The following is an 18,686-nucleotide window of genomic DNA, read 5'->3' on the forward strand; positions in this document are numbered from 1 at the left end:
GATGGTATGACGACCGGATCCGCCGCCCGGGCGGCAGCCGCAGCGGCGCTGCTGAAGTGCCCGGCTCCGCTGTACGAACGGATGCACCGCAAAGGGCCCCTGGTCTGGAGCGAACCCGACCGGACCTGGATGGTGACGGGATACGGGCTGGCGCGCCTGGTGCTGCGCGACACCCGGTTCCGGATGCCCGGCCCGCAGAAGGAGTCCGAATGGGCCGAGGACGGCAGCCACGGCGGCTTCTTCCAGAGCATGCTGCTGGCCTGCGAGGGGGACACGCACACCCGGCTGCGGCGGTTCCTCGGCCGGCTCTTCACCCCCCGGGCGGTCCGCGCCCGTACCGTCCGGATCGAGGCCGCGATGGCGGCGCTGCTGGACGAGGCACGTGACGGGGGCCGTGACGGGGTACGTGACGAGGGTCGTGACGAGGGCCGTGACGAGGCACGCCCGGACACCGCGCCCGGCATGGTCGCGGCGTACCGGACCACCCTCGACGTGACCGCTGAGCACCGGACCGCCCCCGCCGGCGTCGCGGAGCACCGGACCACCCTCGACGGCGTCGCCGCGATCAGCGCCCGGCTGCCGGTGAGCGTCATCGGGGACCTCGTCGGCATCCCCGACCAGGACCGGGAGCGCGTCAGCGACGTCTGCCGGGCGATCAGCCGGGGCGGCGGGGTGGCGTCTGGCCCGCCCTCCGGGGACGCCGTCGGCACGGCGCTGGCCCGCGTCGACGAACTCGGCGCCCTCGTCGACCGGTGGCTGGCCGCACCGGACCACCTCGTACCCGACTCCGTGCTGGCGCTCGCCGCCGACGCGGAGGACACCCCGGACGCCCTCTCCCGTACCGAAGTCGTCGCCAACGTCTTCAGCCTCTACATCGCGGGCCACGACACCTCCCGCAACATGCTCAGCGGACTGCTGCTGAAGCTGGCGGCGGACCCCGCCCTCCTCGACGGCCTCACGGCGGGGACGGTCGACACCCTCGCGGAGGTCGACCGGCTGCTGCTCGCCGAGTCGCCGCTCACGTTCACCGTCCGGGTGGCGCGGGAGGAATGCGAACTGGCGGGCCACACCATCCGGCCCGGCGACATGCTCCGGGTGATGCTCGGCGCCGCCAACCACCAGCTGCTCACCGGCGGCAGCCCCGCCGACCGCTCGGAGGCCGGCTCGGGGGTCAGCTTCGGCGAGGGCCGCCATGTCTGCCTCGGGGCCCGCCTCGCACGTACCGAGGGACAGGTGATGCTGGACGCGGTCGGCCGGTACTGGTCCGCCGTACGGCCGGCGGCCGAGCCGGTGTGGACGCCGCACTTCCTCCACCGGGGACTGGAAAGCCTGCCGCTGGAGATCACATGGCGGTAGCGAGCGAGCAGGAGCGGCGGGCCGCACGGGCGGAACAGGGCGCGCGGGCGGAACAGGACACGGCGGCGGACGTACGGCCCGGGGCCGGCGGACACGGCACCACTCTGGGGCCGTTCGCGGTCCGCAGACGGTGCCGGCTGCCGGGGTCGCTCGTGGCGGAGCTGGGCAGCGACCGCGTCTGGCGGCTCGCGGGGCAGTGGGCGGCGGCCGACGACGCCTCCCGCGCGCTGGGCTCCGCCCTCGCCGACCGCATCGGCGCACGGGTGCCCGCCCTGGGCCCGCAGGACCGCCGCGAACTGCTGCGGGTGCGCCGGGCCGCGTTCAACACCCGTCCGCTGCCGGACATACCGGGCCTTCGGGCCCTCCTCGGGACCACCGGGGAGCCGATCACGGCGTACGCACAGGCCCTGACCGCCCGGGACACCGCCCGCCACGGCCTCGCGCAGGCCCTGGACGCGCTCGCCACGGCCGCCGGATCGGCGGTGGACACGGCCCTGCGGGACCCGGAGATCGCCTGGTCGGTGGAGCTTTCCGTACCCGGGCTGCTCGCGGCGGGCCCGGTCGGCGCGCTCGACCCGGCCGCCGGGCGGAAGGCCCGGCGCCGGGCCCTGACCCTGTTCCGGCTGGTGCACCGGGCCGCGACCAAACCCACCCCGTTCGCGGGGTTCGCGACGACCCACCTGATCGGCGGGGACGCCGTGGAAAGCCCACCACGCCGGCACACCCGGGTGGACCGCGAAGCCCTCGATCTCGTACGGGGATGGATCGCCGCAGGGGGGTATCAAGGGCTGCGGCCGGAACGGCTGTGGCTCACCGTCAACCCGACCGCGACGGTCCGGGAGCACGACGGGGGACCGCGCGTCAGCTGGCTGGTGACCACGGGCGGCGGCGCCGAACACATCCGGTCGGCGGGGTGCGGCCCGGCACTCACCCGGACACTCGGCGCGCTGCGCACCCCGGTCCGGCTGGACACGGTCGCCCCCGACGGCACACTGCCCGCCGCCCTGCGGACGCTGATCGAACGCGGGCTGCTGGAAGTCGGCCCGGTGCTGCCGACACACGGCCGGCGGACGCTGCACGCGGCGGTGGAGGCGACGACGCCGGCGGCGGCGGAGCACCGGGCCACTGCGGAGGCGGCGGCGTCTGCGGACCACCGGGACACTGCGGAAGCGACGACGCCCACGGACCACCGGCCCACCGCAGCGACGACGACGTCTGCGGACCACCGGGACACCCCGGACGCCACCACGCCCGCGAACCACCGGGACACCCCCGAACCAACGACGCCCACGGACCACCGGGTCACCGCCGTCCACACCGAGGCGCACCCGGAAGTACCCACCGACGTACCCACCCACGTACCCACCGAGATACATACGGCGGCGCATACGGAGCTGCACTCGGAGGTGCATACGGAGGTGCACGCCGCGCTCCGGGTGCTGCGGGGCGCCGAGGACGCCCTCGTGGGCCCGGACCCGGAGCGCGTCTCCGCGCTGCGGAGCGCGCGGGAGGGCGTCGGGGCGCTCGCCCGCGCCCTGGGTGCCGACGCGCGGGCGGCGGCCCGTGCGACGGTGAGCGAGGACGTCGTCGGCGCCGGCCCCGACGACGGCATCCTGTGCCTGCCCCCCGATGTCCTCGCCGACCTGGGCCGTGTCCAGCGCGTCGTCCCGCTGCTCAGCCATGAACTCCCCTTCCAGCTGGCCGGAGGGCTCGCGTTCCGGCGGCGCTTCGGGGCGGACGCCGTGCCGGTGACCGTGGCCTACCAGTGGTTCCTGGAGTCGGGCCGGGCCGAGACGGACGCCCTGCTCGCCCGGTGTGCCGACGACGAGCTGACGACGGTGCTCGCGTTGCGCCGGCGGCTCTTCGAGGGGCTGCGGGAGACAGCCCGGCAGCCCGGTGCCGAGGCCGCCTGCGATCCGGCGCTGCTGGACTCGGTGGCGGCGGGGCTGCCGGCCGCCGTCCTGGATCCGGCGTGCGCCTCCTGGCCGGTGCAGCGGGCCGGGGACCGGCTGGTGCTCAACGGGGTCGGCGGCGGCTACGGCCGGTTCGCCGCCCGGGTCGCCGGCGGCCTCGACGACGAGCGGGCGGCCGGTCCGCGCGCCTGGGCGGCGCGTGCGCACCCGCCCCTGGAGGGCGGTCTGATGGTCGACATCTCCGCGCTGCTGGGGGCCACCGTCAACGAACACCCCCTGGTGCTGCCCGCCGCGCTGGGCTACCCGGGCCGGGCGCTGGAGTGCGACCCCGGGACCCGGATCGACCTGTCCGAGTGCGTGGTGCGCGCGGTGGGCGGCCGGCCGCTGCTGTTCAGCGACCGCTTCCCGGGGCGGCCGCTGTTCCCCGTACCGCACAACTCGACCCTGGCCACCGTGGCGCCGGGGCTGTACCGCTGGCTGAGCCGGTTCGGCCCGGCGGCGGGCGCGACGCTGGACCTGTGGGACCACGTGGACGCCCTGCCCACGGCAGACACCGCAGCCACGGGGGACGCCCCGGCCACGAAGGACACCGGCCGCCCGGCCGGGCCCGGCGACGGGATCCGGCACTACCCCCGGCTGACCCTCGGCCGGCTCGTCCTCACCCGGCGCACCTGGAAGGTGCCCGGTGCCGCGCTGCCCGCCACCGCGCCCCGGTCGGGTGCCGCGGATACCGCGTGTGTCGCGGAGACGGTGACGGCGTGGCACCGCTGGTGCGAGCGGACCGGCGTCCCCCGGCGGTCGTTCCTGCGGACGACCACGCTCCCGGACCCCTGGGACGTCGTCCGCGGCCTCGCGGACATGAGCCCCGTCCTGGCCGCGCGCTCCACCTCGGGCGCCGCGATCCGCAAACCCCTCTACGTGGACCTGTCGCAGCCGCTGTGCTGGCCCACCGGGCCCGCCGGGGCACCCGTCGCCCCCGGCACCACCCTCACCTTCACCGAACCCCTGCCCGACCCCGTCCACCCCGCCGGCGGTGACGGTGGCGATGGCGGTGACGGTGTGGACGGCCATGTCACGGAGTACGTCCTGGAGCTCTCCCGGCCCCCGCGTCCACCGGCCACAGGCCACGCCGGCTGACGGCCGCCCCCGTCGACCCCCCGCCGGCCCCCTCGGCGCTCCCGCCGGCGCCCGGGACCCGCCCCGGAAACCCCCACGGCACACCCGGTCCCACCCGGCCGGAATTCCGGGTGGCCAGGCCACGAAGGAGACCAATGGAAGCCAAAGGGCTCATCACGCTGATCAATCCCAATCAGATCTATCCCCCCATCGCCCCCTATGCCCTCGATGTCCTGTCCACCGCCCTCGAAGCCGCCGGATTCGAAACGCACATCATCGACCTGACCTTCCATCTGGACGACTGGAAACAGGAACTCCAGGAGTACTTCCGGGCCAGAAGCCCCTTGCTCGTCGGCGTCACCTGTCGCAATACGGACACGGTGTACGCCTTTGAGCAGCGCCCGTTCGTCAACGAGTACAAGGCGGTCATCGACGAGGTGCGCCGCTGGACCGGAGCGCCCCTGATCACCGGGGGCGTCGGATTCTCCACGATGCCGTTCGCGCTGGTCGACTACTTCGGTGTGGACTTCGGGGTGAAGGGCCCCGGGGAGAAGATCATCTGTGATCTGGCGCTGGCCCTGACGGACGGGCTGCCCGTGGACGGCATTCCGGGGCTGCTGGTCAACGAGGGGCCCGGGAAGGTGGTCCGGGTGCCGCCGCCGGTCCTGAGCGGCCGTCCCGCGCCCGTCTTCCCGCCGGTGTCCTTCGGCGCGGCCGGCCACTACGAGAGCCGGGCCTGGCAGGCCGACACGGAGCGCCCGTACACCCGCCGCTCCGGCGAGCCGTACAAGGTCGACAATCTGCGGTACTACCGGGTCGGCGGGCTCGGCAGCATCCTCACCAAGAACGGCTGCGTCTTCAAGTGCACCCAGTGCGTGGAGCCGGACGCCAAGGGCACGCAGTTCGCGCGCCGGAGCGTGGGGTCGGTGGTGGACGAGATGGAGGCGCTGACCGGGCAGGGCATCCATGACCTGCACACCACGGACAGCGAGTTCAATCTGTCGATCGCCCACAGCAAGAAGCTGCTCCGGGAGATCGTCAAACGCCGGGACGGCGCCGGCTCCAGCCCGCTGCGGGACCTCAAGCTCTGGATCTACTGCCAGCCCGCCCCCTTCGACGAGGAGTACGCGGAGCTGCTGGCGGCGGCGGGCTGCGCGGGGGTGAACGTCGGCGCGGACCATGTCCGCCCGGAGATGCTCGACGGCTGGAAGGTCACCGGCAAGGGCACGCGGTACTACGACTTCGACGACACCGTCCGCCTGGTCGAGCTGTGCCACCGGTACGGCATGCTGACGATGGTCGAGGCACTGTTCGGCATGCCCGGGGAGACCCGGGAGACCATGCGCGAATGCGTGGACCGGATGATGGACCTGGACGCGACCGTCACCGGTTTCAGTCTGGGGCTGCGGCTCTTTCCCTATATGGATCTGGCCATATCCCTGGCGGAGCGGTGCGACGGGGTCCGCTCGCTCCCCGGCCTCCAGTCCAACAACGCCACCCGGCCGATCGTCCTGAAGCCGCTGCGGCAGTGCTCGGGACCGATCGAGTACGAGCGCCAGTTCATGTTCGACGAATCGGGCGGATTCCGGCTGGTCTGCTATTTCTCCCCCGAACTGCCGGAGGACCCGGCCACCGTGGACAGCCCCAACGGCATCTGGCGGGAGTCCGTGGAATTCCTCTGGAACCACATTCCGAAGTCCGAGCATTTCCGGGTGATGCTGCCGACGATCTCCGGCAGCAGCGCGGACGACAACAACTATGCCGACAATCCCTTTCTCACCAGTTTGAACAGGCAGGGATACACCGGGGCCTTCTGGGCGCACTGGCGGGACCGCGAGGCCATCCTGAGCGGCGCCGGACCCCTGGGCGCGCTGGCCGCCGAGGCCGCCCGATGACCCCGGGCCCCGCCCCCGCCGCCGCACCCGTCCCTGCCCCTCTCCCTGCCCCCGTCCCCTTCCCCCTCCCCCTCTCCGGGCAGGTCGCGCTGATCACCGGCGCGGGCGGCGGCATCGGCCGGCCCCTCGCCGCCGCACTCGCCGCCGAGGGCATGGCGGTCGGCCTGATCGGCCGGGACCGGTCCCGGCTGGAGCGGACCGCCGCCGAGTGCGCCCGGCACGGGGCGGACACCGTCGTCGCCCCGGCCGACGTCCGCTCCGCCGCCGCCCTCCACGCGGCCACGGCACAGGTCCGCTCCGCGCTGGGCCCCGTCGACCTCCTGGTGAACGGCGCCGGACTGGTCGACCGGGGCGAGGCCCCGCTCTGGGCGGCCGACCCCGACCACTGGTGGGAGGTCTACGAGACGAACGTCCGGGGCACCGTCAACGCCTGCCGCGCCGTCGCACCGGACATGCTCCGCCGCCGCTCGGGCCGGATCGTCAACGTCAACTCCGTCTTCGCGGTCCGGGGCGATGTCCGCTACTCCGCCTACAGCGGCTCCAAGGCGTCCCTGCTGACCCTCACCGCCCTCCTCGCCGACGAGCTGGCGGCGGCGGGCGTCCGGATGTTCGACATCAGCCCCGGAATGGTGCGTACGGAGATGACGCTCGGCATGGCCGTCTGCGCGGGCCGCGCGGACTGGACGGACCCGTCCCGCTTCCTGACCGCGATGGTCCGGGTGGCCCGGGGCGAGCTGGACGCCCTCGCCGGCCGTCTGCTGCACGCCGGCGCGGACGACATCGACGAGCTGCTGACCCGGGCGGCCGAACTGCACGCGACCGGCGCCCGCACCCTCCGTATGCGCCCCCACGGCCCGTCCGACGCCCTCGCACCGCCACCGCCACCGCCACCACCGCCGTCACCGTCACCGCCGCCACCGCCGCCGCCACCGCCCACGGGAACATCGTGATTCCAGGGGGCCGTCCTTCGCGCGGACGCGCTCCTCAGCCGGGCGGAGCCGTCACCCGACCAGCGCGGGCTCTGACACGGTCGCGCGAAGGCCCTCCAGCGCGTGCTGTTCCGCCCGGTGGAAGTGGAGGCCGCGGGCAATGCGCAGGGCCTCGCGGTGGTGCTCCGCGGCCACGTGGGGGGTGCCGAGTTCGGACATCGCGCGCCCTGCCGCGTTGCGGCACTCCGCCAGGGACCAGAGGTCGCCGAGGTCCTCCGCGACCTTGATGCCGGCCAGGCACAGGGAGCGCGCGGCCTCTCGGTCGCCCGACTTCGCCTTCAGGGCGCCCAGATAGGACAACGAGAGCGCCTCGGGGCGCTGGAGCCCCCGGTTGTCCCTGCTCAGGGCGAGGCCGGCTTCGAGGGAGAGCGCGGCGGTGTGCGGGTGGCCGAGCGCCTCGTGGACCAGGCCCAGTTCGACCAGGGTCATCGCCTCGACCCCCCGGTGGGACTGCGAGCGGCTGAGCCGCAGGCACCGGTAGTAGAGGCGGTAGGCGGCGTCGGGAGCCCCCGAGTCCAGCTCGACCCGGGCGAGCGCGCCGTACGCGAGGGCGGTCCGCAGATGATCGGTGCCCGTCGAGTAGAGCCGGATGGACTCCGTCAGATGCCGGCGCGCCTCGTCCAGCGCGCCGGTGGTCCAGCGGGCACGCCCCAGCTCCTCACGGGAGGCGGCCAGCAGATCCGGCCAGTCGTGCAGCTCGCTGAGCTGGAGGGCGCGCTGGACGAGCTGCTCGGCGACGTCGATGAGACCGGCGGTGAGGGAGGCGTCGACAAGGCTGAGGGAGATCTCGGTCTCCGCGCGCGGATTCGCGCCCCGCTGCGCGGCCCGCAGCCCGGCCCGGGCGACGGCGAGCCACTCGGGCACCCGCGACCGGCGCTTGCAGGTCTCCCGCAGCATGCCCGCGAGCGTCCAGGCGGCGACGTACGGGCCGTGCTCGGCGGTGTGCTCCACCGCGGCGGTGAGGTTGCGCAGTTCGGCCTCCGCGTCGTCCGCGGAGATCGGGGCGTGCTCGGTGGCACGGGACTCCTGTCCCACCACGTGGATCCGGCCGACCCGCCCCTCCAGGACGGTCGCGACCTGCGTGTACCAGCCCATGAGGCGGTTCAGCGCGTCCTGCCGGGACGTCGCCGGCTCCTCGTCGCCGGCCCGGTTCCAGGCGTACTCGCGGAGCAGGTCGTGCGGGAAGCGGAAGCGGCCGGGGGCGTGCTGGACCAGGAGGTTCGCGGCGGTGAGGGCGTTGAGGGCGGGGCGGACGGCGGCCTCGTCCGTGCCGGTCAGGGCGGCCGCGGCCGCATAGGTCAGATCGGGGCCCGGGAGCAGGCCGATCAGGCGCAGGGCCCGCCGGCCCCGGTCGTCGAGCCGCTGGTAGGACAGGTCGAGCGAGGCGGCGACGGACGCCCGCTCGTCGTCCGCCACGGAGGCGCCGGCCAGCGGTCCGGCCGCGGCGAGTTCCCTGGCCACGGAGGTGAGGTCGAAGTGCGGGGTGACCGCGGATCCGGCCGCCACCACCCGCAGGGCCAGCGGGAGATGGCCGCAGAGCCGGGAGATCTCGGCGACCGCGGGATCCGGCTTGCGCCCCGTGGGCCGCGGGCCGCCCAGCGCGCTCCTCAGCAGCTCAGCCGACTCGTCGGGACTCAGCACGGACAGCACGATGCGCTGGGCGTCCTCGTGCACCGCGAGACTGACCAGGGCGCGGCGGCTGGTGACGAGGACGGCGCAGCCCGGCGCGCTGGGCAGCAGGTGCCGTACGTGGTGGGCGTCGGCCGCGTTGTCCAGGACGATGAGGACGCGGCGGGTGGCGAGGACCGAGCGGAAGAGCGTGCCGCGTTCGAGGACGTCCGTGGGGACGTGCTGGGCCGCCACCCCCATCGCGCGCAGGAACGAGCCGAGGACCTCGGACGGGTCGGCCGCGCCGAGCCGGTCGAAGCCCCTCAGGTCGATGAAGAGCTGGCCGTCGGGGAAGTCGCCGGCGACCTGGTGGGCGCAGTGCACGGCCAGCGCGGTCTTGCCGATGCCCGCGGTGCCCTCGACACAGACGACGGGCATCCTTCCGGAGCGCAGCCGGTCCGTGATCCGTGCGATCTCGTGCACGCGCCCCGTGAAATCCCGGACGACATTGGGCAGTTGGTAGGGCGTGGGGGGTGCTTCCGGCGGCTGTTCCACCGGGAGGACCGCGTTCAGGACGTACTGGTGCGCCTCCCGGAGTTCGGCGCCCGGCTCGACGCCGTACTCCTCGACGAGCCGGTCGCGGATGCGCGCGTACGCGTTGAGCGCCTCCACCTGCCGGCCGCTGTCGGCGAGGGCCCGCATCAGCAGGGCGTGCGGGCGTTCCCGGAGCGGGTGCTCGCTGATGAGGCGGACGAGTTCGGGAAGGTGGCGCTCCCCCTGCCCCAGCGAGACCTCCAGGGCGTACAGCTCCTCCTGGGCCAGGAGCCGGCGTTCCTGGAACCGGTCGCGTTCCAGCTCGATGCCGCGGCTCTCGGTGCCCTCGGCGAGCGGGCCGCGGACCAGGGCGGTCGCCCTGGCCAGGGTCTCGGCGGCGTCCGCGGGCCGGCCCGCATCGCTCAGGGTGCGGGAGGCGGCGAGGAGTTCCTCGAACTCCAGGAGGTCGCAGGCGAACCCGCGGGGCGTTCCGAGCACGTAGCCGGCCTCGGAGTGGGTGAGGGGCAGGGAGGCGGGCAGGCAGCGCCGCAGTCCCGAGACGTACTTCTGGACGAGGTTGAGGGCGTGGGCCGGCGCGTCGTCACCCCAGACCATCGTGATGATCCGGTCGGCGGGAACGGGCCGCGGGCCGCCGAGCAGCAGGGCGACCAGCACCGCGCGCTGCCGGGGCGGTCCGAGCGGCAGGGACCGGTTGTCGACCAGAGCCCTTAACGAGCCCATCACTTCGAAACGTACGAATGAGCCAATCATTTTCCCCCCCGATAACAGTGAAGAGAGCGTAGGCCGCGGACCGGTCGCAGGCGTATGCCTCCGACCGGCCCAATCTCCTGGTGATGAGCGGTGATGTGCTGTTCCGACGGGCGGGTGGGGGGATTCCGCCGGCCGCGCGGACCCAGTACGGGACAGACCGGTCGCCGGGGTGCCTCATGGCCTTCGGCGGCACGGTGCCCAGGTGAGCGGTGGCCACGACCGGCCGGACGGGGCACACGCTCATTCATCACAGCTCCCGGGAATCGGCGAAGCTCCTGCCCATTGGCTTACCGCCGTCCCGGACCGCAGTCAACAAACCACCACCGGAATGCCGTTCGCTTGCCATGCCCGGGCGGCCGGGTGCCTTCCGGGGTGGTTCCGGGTGCCTTCCGGGGTCGTTCAGCGTCCCTTCCAGCGCCCGGTCAGCGCCTCCGGCGAAGGTCCTCCCAGGAAACGAATCCGAACGAGACATCAGCAGAACGACCCAGGGGGACTCCCGGCATGACACTGCCCGTCGGCCGATTTTCGGCACCCGAACCATCCCGCGCTCCCGCCCCGGACCCGGAACCGGAGCCGGATCCCGCCACCGCCACCGTCACCGGTACTGGCACCGGCACCGTCGCGGTCCCTGTCGTCGTACCGGCGCGCCTGCCGCTCAGCTTCGACTCCACCCTGCCCCGCTCGGTGGTCCACCGGGCGGCCGTGGCGGAGGTGTTCGTCACCGACTCGGTGGAGACCGGCACGTCGGCGCCCGGCGACACCACCCGCACCTTCGACGTCGCCGCCCAGCTGCCGCGCGGCCACCTCGTCGGCGAGCATCCCGCCGCCTACGACTTCCTGCTGATCGTCGAGGTCCTGCGGCAGTCCGGGGTGTGCGTCGCGCACCGCCATCTCGATGTGTCGATCGACAACGCGTTCATCTTCAGCGCGCTCGACTTCGACGTGCTGTCGCTGGAGGCGCTGCGCATAGGCGCCCGGCCGGCGCAGACCGTGCTGCATGTGTCGGTGCGGCCGGAGACGAACCGCGGTGGCCGGATCCTGGGCTTCGACTTCGACGCGGTCGCGGATCTCGACGGCACGCCCACCCTCCGGGCGTCGGGCGGTCTGACCTTCGTCAGCAGACGGGCGTACGGGAAGCTCCGGGCCCAGGGCCTCGGCAAGGCACGGGCCGCGTCCGCCGCGCGCCCCCACCGGCCGGCTCCCGCCGCCCCCGCCACCGTGGGACGCCGGGACGTCCGGAACGTGGTGCTGACCGAGCCGGCCGTCGGCGTGGACGGTGACGCCTCCGCGTTCCTGGTCGTCGACACCGCCCACCCGCACCTCTTCGACCACCAGCTGGACCACGTCCCGGGGAACCTCCAGCTGGAGGCCGCCCGCCAGCTCGCCGTGGCCTCGGTGGCACGGCTGCACGGGCTGTCGCCGGTGGACCTGGTCGTGACGTCGGTACGCGCCCGCTTCACCGACTTCGCCGAGCTGGGCCTCAGCACCCGGGTGACCGCCCACGTCGGCGGCGTCCAGCACGCGGAGGTCCTGGGCACCCTGACCGTCCCCGTCGAGGTGCGCCTCGGCCAGAACGGCAGCCAGGTGAGCGCGGTCGACCTGGAGGTGGCCCAGTGGGCGTGAGCCCCGCACCCCGGGCGGCAGCGGCCGCGCTCACCGCCGGCCCGCCGATCACGACACTGGTCTGCGACTACGGGGGCGTCCTGACGAACCCGCTCGCCGAGACCTACGCGATCTTCTCCGACAGCACCGGCATCCCGGTCGAGGACCTGCGGGGGGCCTTCGACCGGGCCACCCGGAGATACGGGGTGAGCCCCATGGCGGAGCTGGAGACCGGCGCCATCGCCGAGGCCGAACTCGTCCGCCGGGTGCTGTCCGAGCTGGAGACGGACCCCGGTGACGTGCTCGGGGGCCTCCCGTTCGGCGAGATCTGGTTCCGCGGCCGGCGCGCCAACGAGGAGCTGACCGCCTTCCTGCGGACCGTCCGGGCGGCCGGCCACCGCGTGGCGCTGCTCACCAACAACGTCCGCGAGTGGGAGCCGCGCTGGCGCGCGACCCTGCCCGTCGAGGAGCTGTTCGACACGGTCGTCGACTCCTCCCGGGAGGGCGTGCGCAAGCCGGACCCCGAGATCTACCGGCGGCTGGTCGCCCGGCTGGGCGCCGACCCGGCCACCGTCCTCCTCCTGGACGACCTGGAGGAGAACTGCGCCGCCGCCCGGGGACAGCGGATGCACGCGATCCGCTTCGACACGACGGACCAGGCCGTCCGGGACGTGGGCCGTCTGATGGGCCTGCCCGGCCGCCCCCATGGACCTTCCGGAGGTATGTCATGACCCGTTCACCCACCCCCCGGGTGCTGATCGTCGGCGCGGGACCGACCGGTCTCACCGCCGCCTGCACCCTGCTGCGGCACGGCGTCGAGGTCAGAGTCGTGGACCGCCGGCACGGCCCCACCAGCGCGCCCAAGGCGCTGATCCTGTGGAGCGGCGCCCTGGAGGTGCTCGACCGGCTCGAAACGGCGGTCGCGATCGGCGAGCGGTCCCTGCCGCTCAGCGGCGCCTCGTACTGGTCGCGCGGCAGGAGGATCGCCGGCCTGCGGTTCGGCGGACTGCGCGACACCCGCTTCCCCGGCCCCCTGTGCGTACCCCAGCCCGTGACGGAGGAGCTGCTGTACGAGCGGCTGATCCAGCTGGGCGGCACCGTCGAATGGTCGACGGAGGCCGAGTCGGTCGCGGTGGAGGACGACGGGGCCACCGTGGTGCTGAACGGCCCCGGCGGGGAGCGTGCCACCACGCGCACCCGCTGGCTGATCGCCGCCGACGGCGCGCACAGCAAGGTGCGCGAGGTGCTGGGCATCCCCTTCGAAGGCAGCACGTACGCCCGTGACTTCCTCCTCGGCGACGGGACGCTGAAGGCCACCGGCCCCACCCCGCTGCCGCCCGCCGAGGCGCAGTACCACCTCACGCCCGACGGCGTGCTGGTCGTCGTCGCGCTGCCCGAGGGCGGCCACCGGGTCTTCTTCGACCTGCCGGCGGGCAGCGGCGAGGGCCCCCCGGACGACGCCGAGCTGCGCAGGCTCCTCGCCGCCCGCGGGCCCGGGGGCTGGACCCTGACGAGCACCACCTGGACCAGCAGATTCCGGGTGCACACCAAGGTCGCCGCGGCCTTCAGGTCCGGTCCGGTCTTCCTCGCGGGGGACGCCGCGCACTGCCACAGCCCCGCGGGCGGCCAGGGCCTCAACACCGGCGTGCAGGACGGCTACGACCTGGGCTGGAAACTCGCGGCGGTCTGCGCCGGCGCGGATCCCGCCCTGCTCGACAGCTATGAGGCCGAGCGGCGTCCCAGCGCCGTCCGGGCCGTCGGCAACGCCGACCGGCAGACGAAACTGTGGCTGCTGCGCTCGGCACTCCCCCGCTTCCTGCGGGACACCCTGCTGCGCAGACTCGCGTCGAGCGGCGCGCTGGAGAAACGCCTCGTTCCCGAACTCGCCCAGATCGACCTGGACCTGACGGGCAGCCCGATCGTCTCGGGAACCCCCGCCGACGGCGTCCGGCCCGGCCGCCGCGTCCCCGACACCGCGCTGTCCATGGTGTACGGGCGGGAGGCGCACAGCCTCCACGGCTATGTCGCCGCCGGCCGGCACACCGTCGTCGTGTCCGGCGTCTCCGCCACCGACACCGTCGCCGTACGGGCGGCCGAGACCGCCGCGTCCCGCCACTCCGGCTCGGCGGGCAGCAACGTCGACGTCCTGCTGATCCGCCCGACCGACCGCGACGACACCTTCACCGTGCCCACCGCGCTGCCCGCACACGATGTCGCGGCCGGCCGGTACGGCACCACCACCCAGGCCCTGTACGTCCGGCCCGACGGGGTCGTCGGCGCCCGGGTCCCCCTCGACCATCAGCGCGGCATCGCCGAACTGCTCGCCCGGGTCCCGGTCGGAGGTGAGCAGGACCGTGTCCCGTACAGCATCTGAGACCCGCCCCGGAGCCCGGCGCGGCAAGCGCGGTCGCGGTCGCGGGCGCGGCCCATGGGTTGTCCTCCTCTTCACCCTCCTCTTCGCCGTGAACTCCGTCATCATCGGCGCGGGCGTCGGCGACCGGCTGCTCGGCGGCGGCACCGACGACCCGTCCTCCGCCTCCTGGCGCGCCGACTCCCTCCTGGAACGGCACTTCCCGGCCAGCTCCCCCAATCTGGTGCTGCTGGTCCGGGGCGAGGACGGCGCGGGCGTCGACAGCGAGGACGTGGCCGCGCAGGGCGCCCGGCTGGCCGAACGCCTCGCCTTCGAACCCCGGGTCTCCGGCGTCGTCTCCTACTGGCAGACGGGCTCGGAGCGCCTGCGGTCCGCCGACCGCTCCGAGGCGCTGATCCTCGCGCACCTCGAAGGCGACGAGGACACGGCGTCCCGGACCTACGACCGGCTGGCACCCGACTACCGGGGCAGCCCCTCCGGCGCAAAGGCCCTGGACGTCTCGCTGGGCGGCAGCATCGCCGTCCAGCAGGAGATCCAGACGACCATCGAGGACGACCTGCTCACGGCCGAACTCATCGCCCTGCCGCTGACACTGATCATTCTGTTCTTCGTCTTCGGCGGTGCCGTCGCGGCGCTCCTGCCGCTCGGTGTCGGCGTGCTCGCCATCCTCGGCACCAATGCCGTGCTGCGTCTGCTGACGGAGGTCACCGACGTCTCCGTCTTCGCGCAGAACCTCACCACCGCGCTCGGTCTGGGCCTGGCCATCGACTACGCGCTGCTCATCGTGCGGCGCTTCCGCGAGGAGCTGCACCAGGGGGCCGACCGGCACACCGCGGTCCGCACCACACTGCACACGGCCGGCCGCGCGGTCCTCTTCTCCGCCCTGACCGTCGCGGTCTCCCTGGCCGCGATGCTGGTCTTCCCGCTGTACTTCCTGCGCTCCTTCGCCTATGCGGGCCTCAGCGTCGTCCTGCTCGCGGCGGCGGCGTCCCTGATCGTGCTGCCGGCGGTACTGCTCCTGCTGGGGCACCGGGTGGACGCCCTCAGTCTGCGCCGCACACCCCGGCGGACCCGCAGCCGCGTCGGCCTCGTCGAGCGCGTGGTACGCCGCCCGGCGCGGTACGCCGCCACCGTCACCGCCCTCCTGGTGGCCGCCGGAATCCCCTTCCTCCAGGTCGAGTTCGGCACGGCCGACGACCGGCAGCTGCCCGCGGCCTCGGAGTCCCGCCTGGTCCAGGACGCGATACGGGACGGCTTCGCCGCCAGCTCGACCGGCGGAGTGGAGATCGTCGTCCGGGACGGAAAGGGGATCGACCGGTACGCGGCGAAGATCTCCCTGCTCCCCAACGCCGCCGAGGTGGACACCCCCCTCGGCACCTACCGCGACGGCCGCAAGGCGGACGCGGCCACTCCCGCCGACGCCTCCCGCACGGCCGACGGACGGGCCCACCTGTCCGTGGTCCCGAAGAAGGGCGTGGAGGACGTGTCGCCGGAGAGCCAGCGCCTCGTCGAGGACGTACGGGCCGCCGGTGCGGGATTCGAGGAGCTCGAACCGCTCGCCGGCGGCCGGGCCGCGGCCCTGGTGGACAGCAAGCAGGCCATAGCCGACGGGCTGCCCGCCGCCGCGCTCCTCATCGCCGGCACCTCCCTCCTGCTGGTCTTCCTCCTCACCGGGAGCCTGCTGATACCGCTCCTGTCGGTGGCGTCGGGCGCCCTCAGCCTCACCGCCATGTTCGGTCTGGTGGTGTGGGTCTTCCAGGACGGCAACCTGTCAGGACCGCTCGGCTTCACCGCCACCGGGACCATCGAGGCGACCCTGCCGGTGCTGATGTTCTGCATCGCCTTCGGCCTCTCCATGGACTACGGCGTCTTCCTGCTGTCCCGCATGAAGGAGGAGTACGACCGCACCGGCGACTCGCGGCAGGCCATCGTCACCGGCGTCCGCCGCACCAGCGGTGTCATCACCGCCGCCGCGCTGATCATCGCGGTGGTCTTCGTCGCCATCGGCACCTCCCAGATCACCAACACCAAGATGCTCGGCCTGGGCGCCGCCCTCGCCGTCCTCGTGGACGCCACCGTCGTCCGGGGCCTGCTCGTCCCGGCGGTCATGCGGCTCGGCGGCCGGGCCACCTGGTGGGCGCCGGCGCCCCTGGTGCGCTTCCAGCGGCGCTTCGGCCTGCGCGAGGAGCCGGCCGCCACCCCGGAACGGGACCCGGACCCGGACCCGGACCCGGAGACACCCACGGAACCCGTACTGGAGACAGCGAAATGAACCCGTCCGATCCCGTCCCCCGGCGCGGCCGGGTGGTGGTGACCGGCGCGACCGGTCTCCTCGGGACCGCCGTCGTCGGCCGGCTCCTCGGCGAGGGAAGGGAGGTGACGGCGCTGGTACGCGACCCGATGAAGGCCGCCTACCAGTTCCCCGCCCACCCCGGGCTGACCGTCGTGACGGCCGACGTCCAACGGCCCGAGACCTACCGCGGGACACTGCCCGGAGCCGCCGCGGTGATCCACACCGCCGCGTACTTCCGCGAGTACTACCTCCCCGACGCCGATCTGTCCCGGCTCTTCGCCACCAACGTCGACGCCGTCACCACGCTCCTGCGGGAGGCGGTCGCCGCGGGTGTGCCCGCCGTCGTCCAGACCAGCTCCGTCAACACTCTCGGCCGGGGCACGGCGGCGGAGCCCGCGGACGAGTCGGCCGGTCCGCCCCAGGACTGGGAGCGCAACGCCTACCGCGCCAGCAAGGTCCGTGCGGAGGCCGCCATCCGGGCCTTCGCACGCGACCCGCGGTACGCGGGCCGGATCAGGGTCCCGATCGTCCTCCCCGGCTGGATGTGGGGTCCCGCCGACGCCGGCCCCACCTCCGCCGGGCGGCTCTTCCTCGCCGTCGCCCGGCGCGGCGTCAGAGCCGTACCCCGGGCGGGAAACCATGTGGTGGACGCCCGTGACGTGGCGTACGCCCTGGTCAGGGCCGCCGACCGGGGCGAGCACCTGCGGCGCTACATCGTCGCGGGCCGATGGCACTCCCTTGCGGTGACCTGCGCGGCGGTCGCCCGCGCCACCGGGGTGCCGGCCCCCAGGGAGGTCCCCTCCCGGGCGGCGATCGCGTTCGCGACCGTCCTGGAGGCCAGGGCGAGACTGCGCGGCACCCCGCCCCTCGCCACCCGTGAGGGGGTACGCGCCCTGCTCGACGGCGACCGGACCCGTATCACCTCCGCACGGGCCCAGCGGGAACTCGGCGTCACCTTCCGCCCGCTGAACGAGACCCTCGCCGACACCGCGGCCTGGTACCACCGCGCGGGCCTGCTCGACCACGTCGTCCCCAAGGAGAGTGCCGCGTGACATCCATCAGAACCGGCCGACTGCGGACCGTCCTGCTCGGAGTGGCGGCGGCGCTGCTCGCCTTCACCCCCGTGTACTGGACGAACGCCGTCGCCGAATCACCGGGCACCGCCCCGGACCGCACGGACGGCCAGAGCGCCGTGCGGCAGAACCCGCTGCGGAAGGCCTGGAAACTCGACAAGGGCATCTCGGACATCCCCGTCAGTTTCACCGTCCGCAACATCAACCGGACCAAGGCCGCCTGCCCGGTCGACGGCCGCACGTACACCGTCCGCGGGCACCTCACCGCCCCCACCCGGCTCCTGGAGGGCAAGGGCACCGACAAGGCCGTCACCCTCTACCAGCACGGCATCGCCTCGGGCGAGTGGTACTGGCGGCTCCAGGCCGACGGCTACCACCACGCGGAGGAACTGGCCGCGCGCGGCCACGCCTCGCTGACCATCGACCGCATCGGCTACGACAGCAGCGGCACCCCGGACGGCTTCGCCACCTGCGTCGGCGGGCAGGCCGACATCACCCACCAGATCGTCCAGCAGCTCCGCAAGGGCACCTACCGGAGCGGGGACGCGAAGGGCGGCGCCAACGACAGCGCCAAGGGCGGCGGCCGGGCGGCGACCTCCTTCGGGAAGGTCTTCCTCGCCGGGCAGTCCAACGGCGGCCAGATAGCGCAGATCGCCGCCTACTCCTTCCGCGACATCGACGGCCTGGTCCTCATGGACTGGGCGGACCGCGGACTGACCCCGCAGACCAACGCCCGCTTCTTCTCCTCCCTCCAGAGCTGCCTCCGCGGCGGGACCGAGGGATACGTCCACTACGACCTGGGGCCCGCCGAGTTCCGGTCGGGCAACTTCCACGACACCGACCCGGACGTCCTCGACCTCGCCGTGCCGCACCAGAACCGCCACCCCTGCGGCGACATGGTCTCCCAGATCAGCTCGGTCCTCGTCGACCTGCGCGAACTGAGGACCATCACCGTGCCCGTCCTCCTCATGTACGGGGAGAAGGACACGCGGGTGCAGGGCGGCGAGGAGCACCGCGCGCTCTTCACCGGCGCCGAGAACACCCGGCTGGTCAACATCCCGAAGGCCGGGCACTACATGGGCATGGCCCGCCAGGCCCCCCTGATCCACGAGACCCTCGCCGACTGGCTCGACGCCCGCTGACACCCGCCGCACCCCTGACCCGT

At 73.8% G+C, this 18,686-nt stretch carries 11 protein-coding genes; 10 read left to right on the plus strand and 1 reads right to left on the minus strand.

The window, feature by feature from the left end; genetic code table 11:
- Positions 1-6 precede the first annotated feature (6 nt).
- The 4 genes from SYYSPA8_RS20755 (at position 7) to SYYSPA8_RS20770 (ending at position 7,230) form a co-directional block, all read left to right on the plus strand.
- Positions 7-1,356 carry a cytochrome P450 gene (locus SYYSPA8_RS20755; RefSeq protein WP_323448735.1) on the plus strand — a complete coding sequence of 450 codons (1,350 nt, stop codon included), beginning with the start codon at positions 7-9 and terminating at the stop codon, positions 1,354-1,356.
- Entirely contained in the window at positions 1,347-4,406 is a 3,060-nt protein-coding gene (locus tag SYYSPA8_RS20760) for a hypothetical protein (RefSeq protein ID WP_323448736.1), read from the plus strand. Before SYYSPA8_RS20755 ends, SYYSPA8_RS20760 begins: the two co-directional genes overlap by 10 nt.
- Before the next feature lie 134 nt (positions 4,407-4,540).
- Entirely contained in the window at positions 4,541-6,280 is a 1,740-nt protein-coding gene (gene tsrT, locus SYYSPA8_RS20765; protein ID WP_323448737.1) for a tryptophan 2-C-methyltransferase, read from the plus strand.
- A complete protein-coding gene (locus SYYSPA8_RS20770) occupies positions 6,277-7,230 on the plus strand; it encodes an SDR family NAD(P)-dependent oxidoreductase (protein ID WP_323448738.1) in 954 nt (317 codons plus the stop codon). The genes tsrT and SYYSPA8_RS20770 overlap by 4 nt, the downstream gene beginning before the upstream one ends.
- A 51-nt stretch (positions 7,231-7,281) precedes the next feature.
- Here SYYSPA8_RS20770 and SYYSPA8_RS20775 read toward each other — a convergent pair whose 3' ends face one another.
- Positions 7,282-10,152 carry an AfsR/SARP family transcriptional regulator gene (locus SYYSPA8_RS20775; protein ID WP_323448739.1) on the minus strand — a complete coding sequence of 957 codons (2,871 nt, stop codon included), beginning with the start codon at positions 10,150-10,152 and terminating at the stop codon, positions 7,282-7,284.
- A gap of 531 nt (positions 10,153-10,683) precedes the next feature.
- Between SYYSPA8_RS20775 and SYYSPA8_RS20780 the strand changes: the two genes are divergently transcribed.
- The 6 genes from SYYSPA8_RS20780 (at position 10,684) to SYYSPA8_RS20805 (ending at position 18,663) form a co-directional block, all read left to right on the plus strand.
- The gene (locus SYYSPA8_RS20780) at positions 10,684-11,805 is read left to right on the plus strand and encodes a ScbA/BarX family gamma-butyrolactone biosynthesis protein (RefSeq protein ID WP_323448740.1); all 1,122 of its coding nucleotides are present in this window, start codon (positions 10,684-10,686) and stop codon (positions 11,803-11,805) included.
- Positions 11,802-12,515, plus strand: coding sequence for an HAD family hydrolase (locus tag SYYSPA8_RS20785; protein ID WP_323448741.1), 714 nt, complete (start codon positions 11,802-11,804; stop codon positions 12,513-12,515). The genes SYYSPA8_RS20780 and SYYSPA8_RS20785 overlap by 4 nt, the downstream gene beginning before the upstream one ends.
- Positions 12,512-14,158, plus strand: coding sequence for an FAD-dependent monooxygenase (locus SYYSPA8_RS20790; protein ID WP_323448742.1), 1,647 nt, complete (start codon positions 12,512-12,514; stop codon positions 14,156-14,158). The genes SYYSPA8_RS20785 and SYYSPA8_RS20790 overlap by 4 nt, the downstream gene beginning before the upstream one ends.
- 88 nt (positions 14,159-14,246) lie before the next feature.
- Positions 14,247-16,427: an MMPL family transporter gene (locus SYYSPA8_RS20795; RefSeq protein WP_323448743.1), complete on the plus strand. Its 2,181-nt coding sequence runs from the start codon at positions 14,247-14,249 to the stop codon at positions 16,425-16,427.
- Positions 16,424-17,500 carry an NAD-dependent epimerase/dehydratase family protein gene (locus SYYSPA8_RS20800; RefSeq protein WP_323448744.1) on the plus strand — a complete coding sequence of 359 codons (1,077 nt, stop codon included), beginning with the start codon at positions 16,424-16,426 and terminating at the stop codon, positions 17,498-17,500. Before SYYSPA8_RS20795 ends, SYYSPA8_RS20800 begins: the two co-directional genes overlap by 4 nt.
- On the plus strand, positions 17,497-18,663 hold the full coding sequence (locus SYYSPA8_RS20805) for an alpha/beta hydrolase (protein ID WP_323448745.1): 1,167 nt from the start codon (positions 17,497-17,499) through the stop codon (positions 18,661-18,663). Before SYYSPA8_RS20800 ends, SYYSPA8_RS20805 begins: the two co-directional genes overlap by 4 nt.
- Positions 18,664-18,686 lie beyond the last annotated feature (23 nt).

The sequence above is a fragment of the Streptomyces yaizuensis genome, from assembly GCF_034961445.1.
Lineage (GTDB): Bacteria > Actinomycetota > Actinomycetes > Streptomycetales > Streptomycetaceae > Streptomyces > Streptomyces yaizuensis.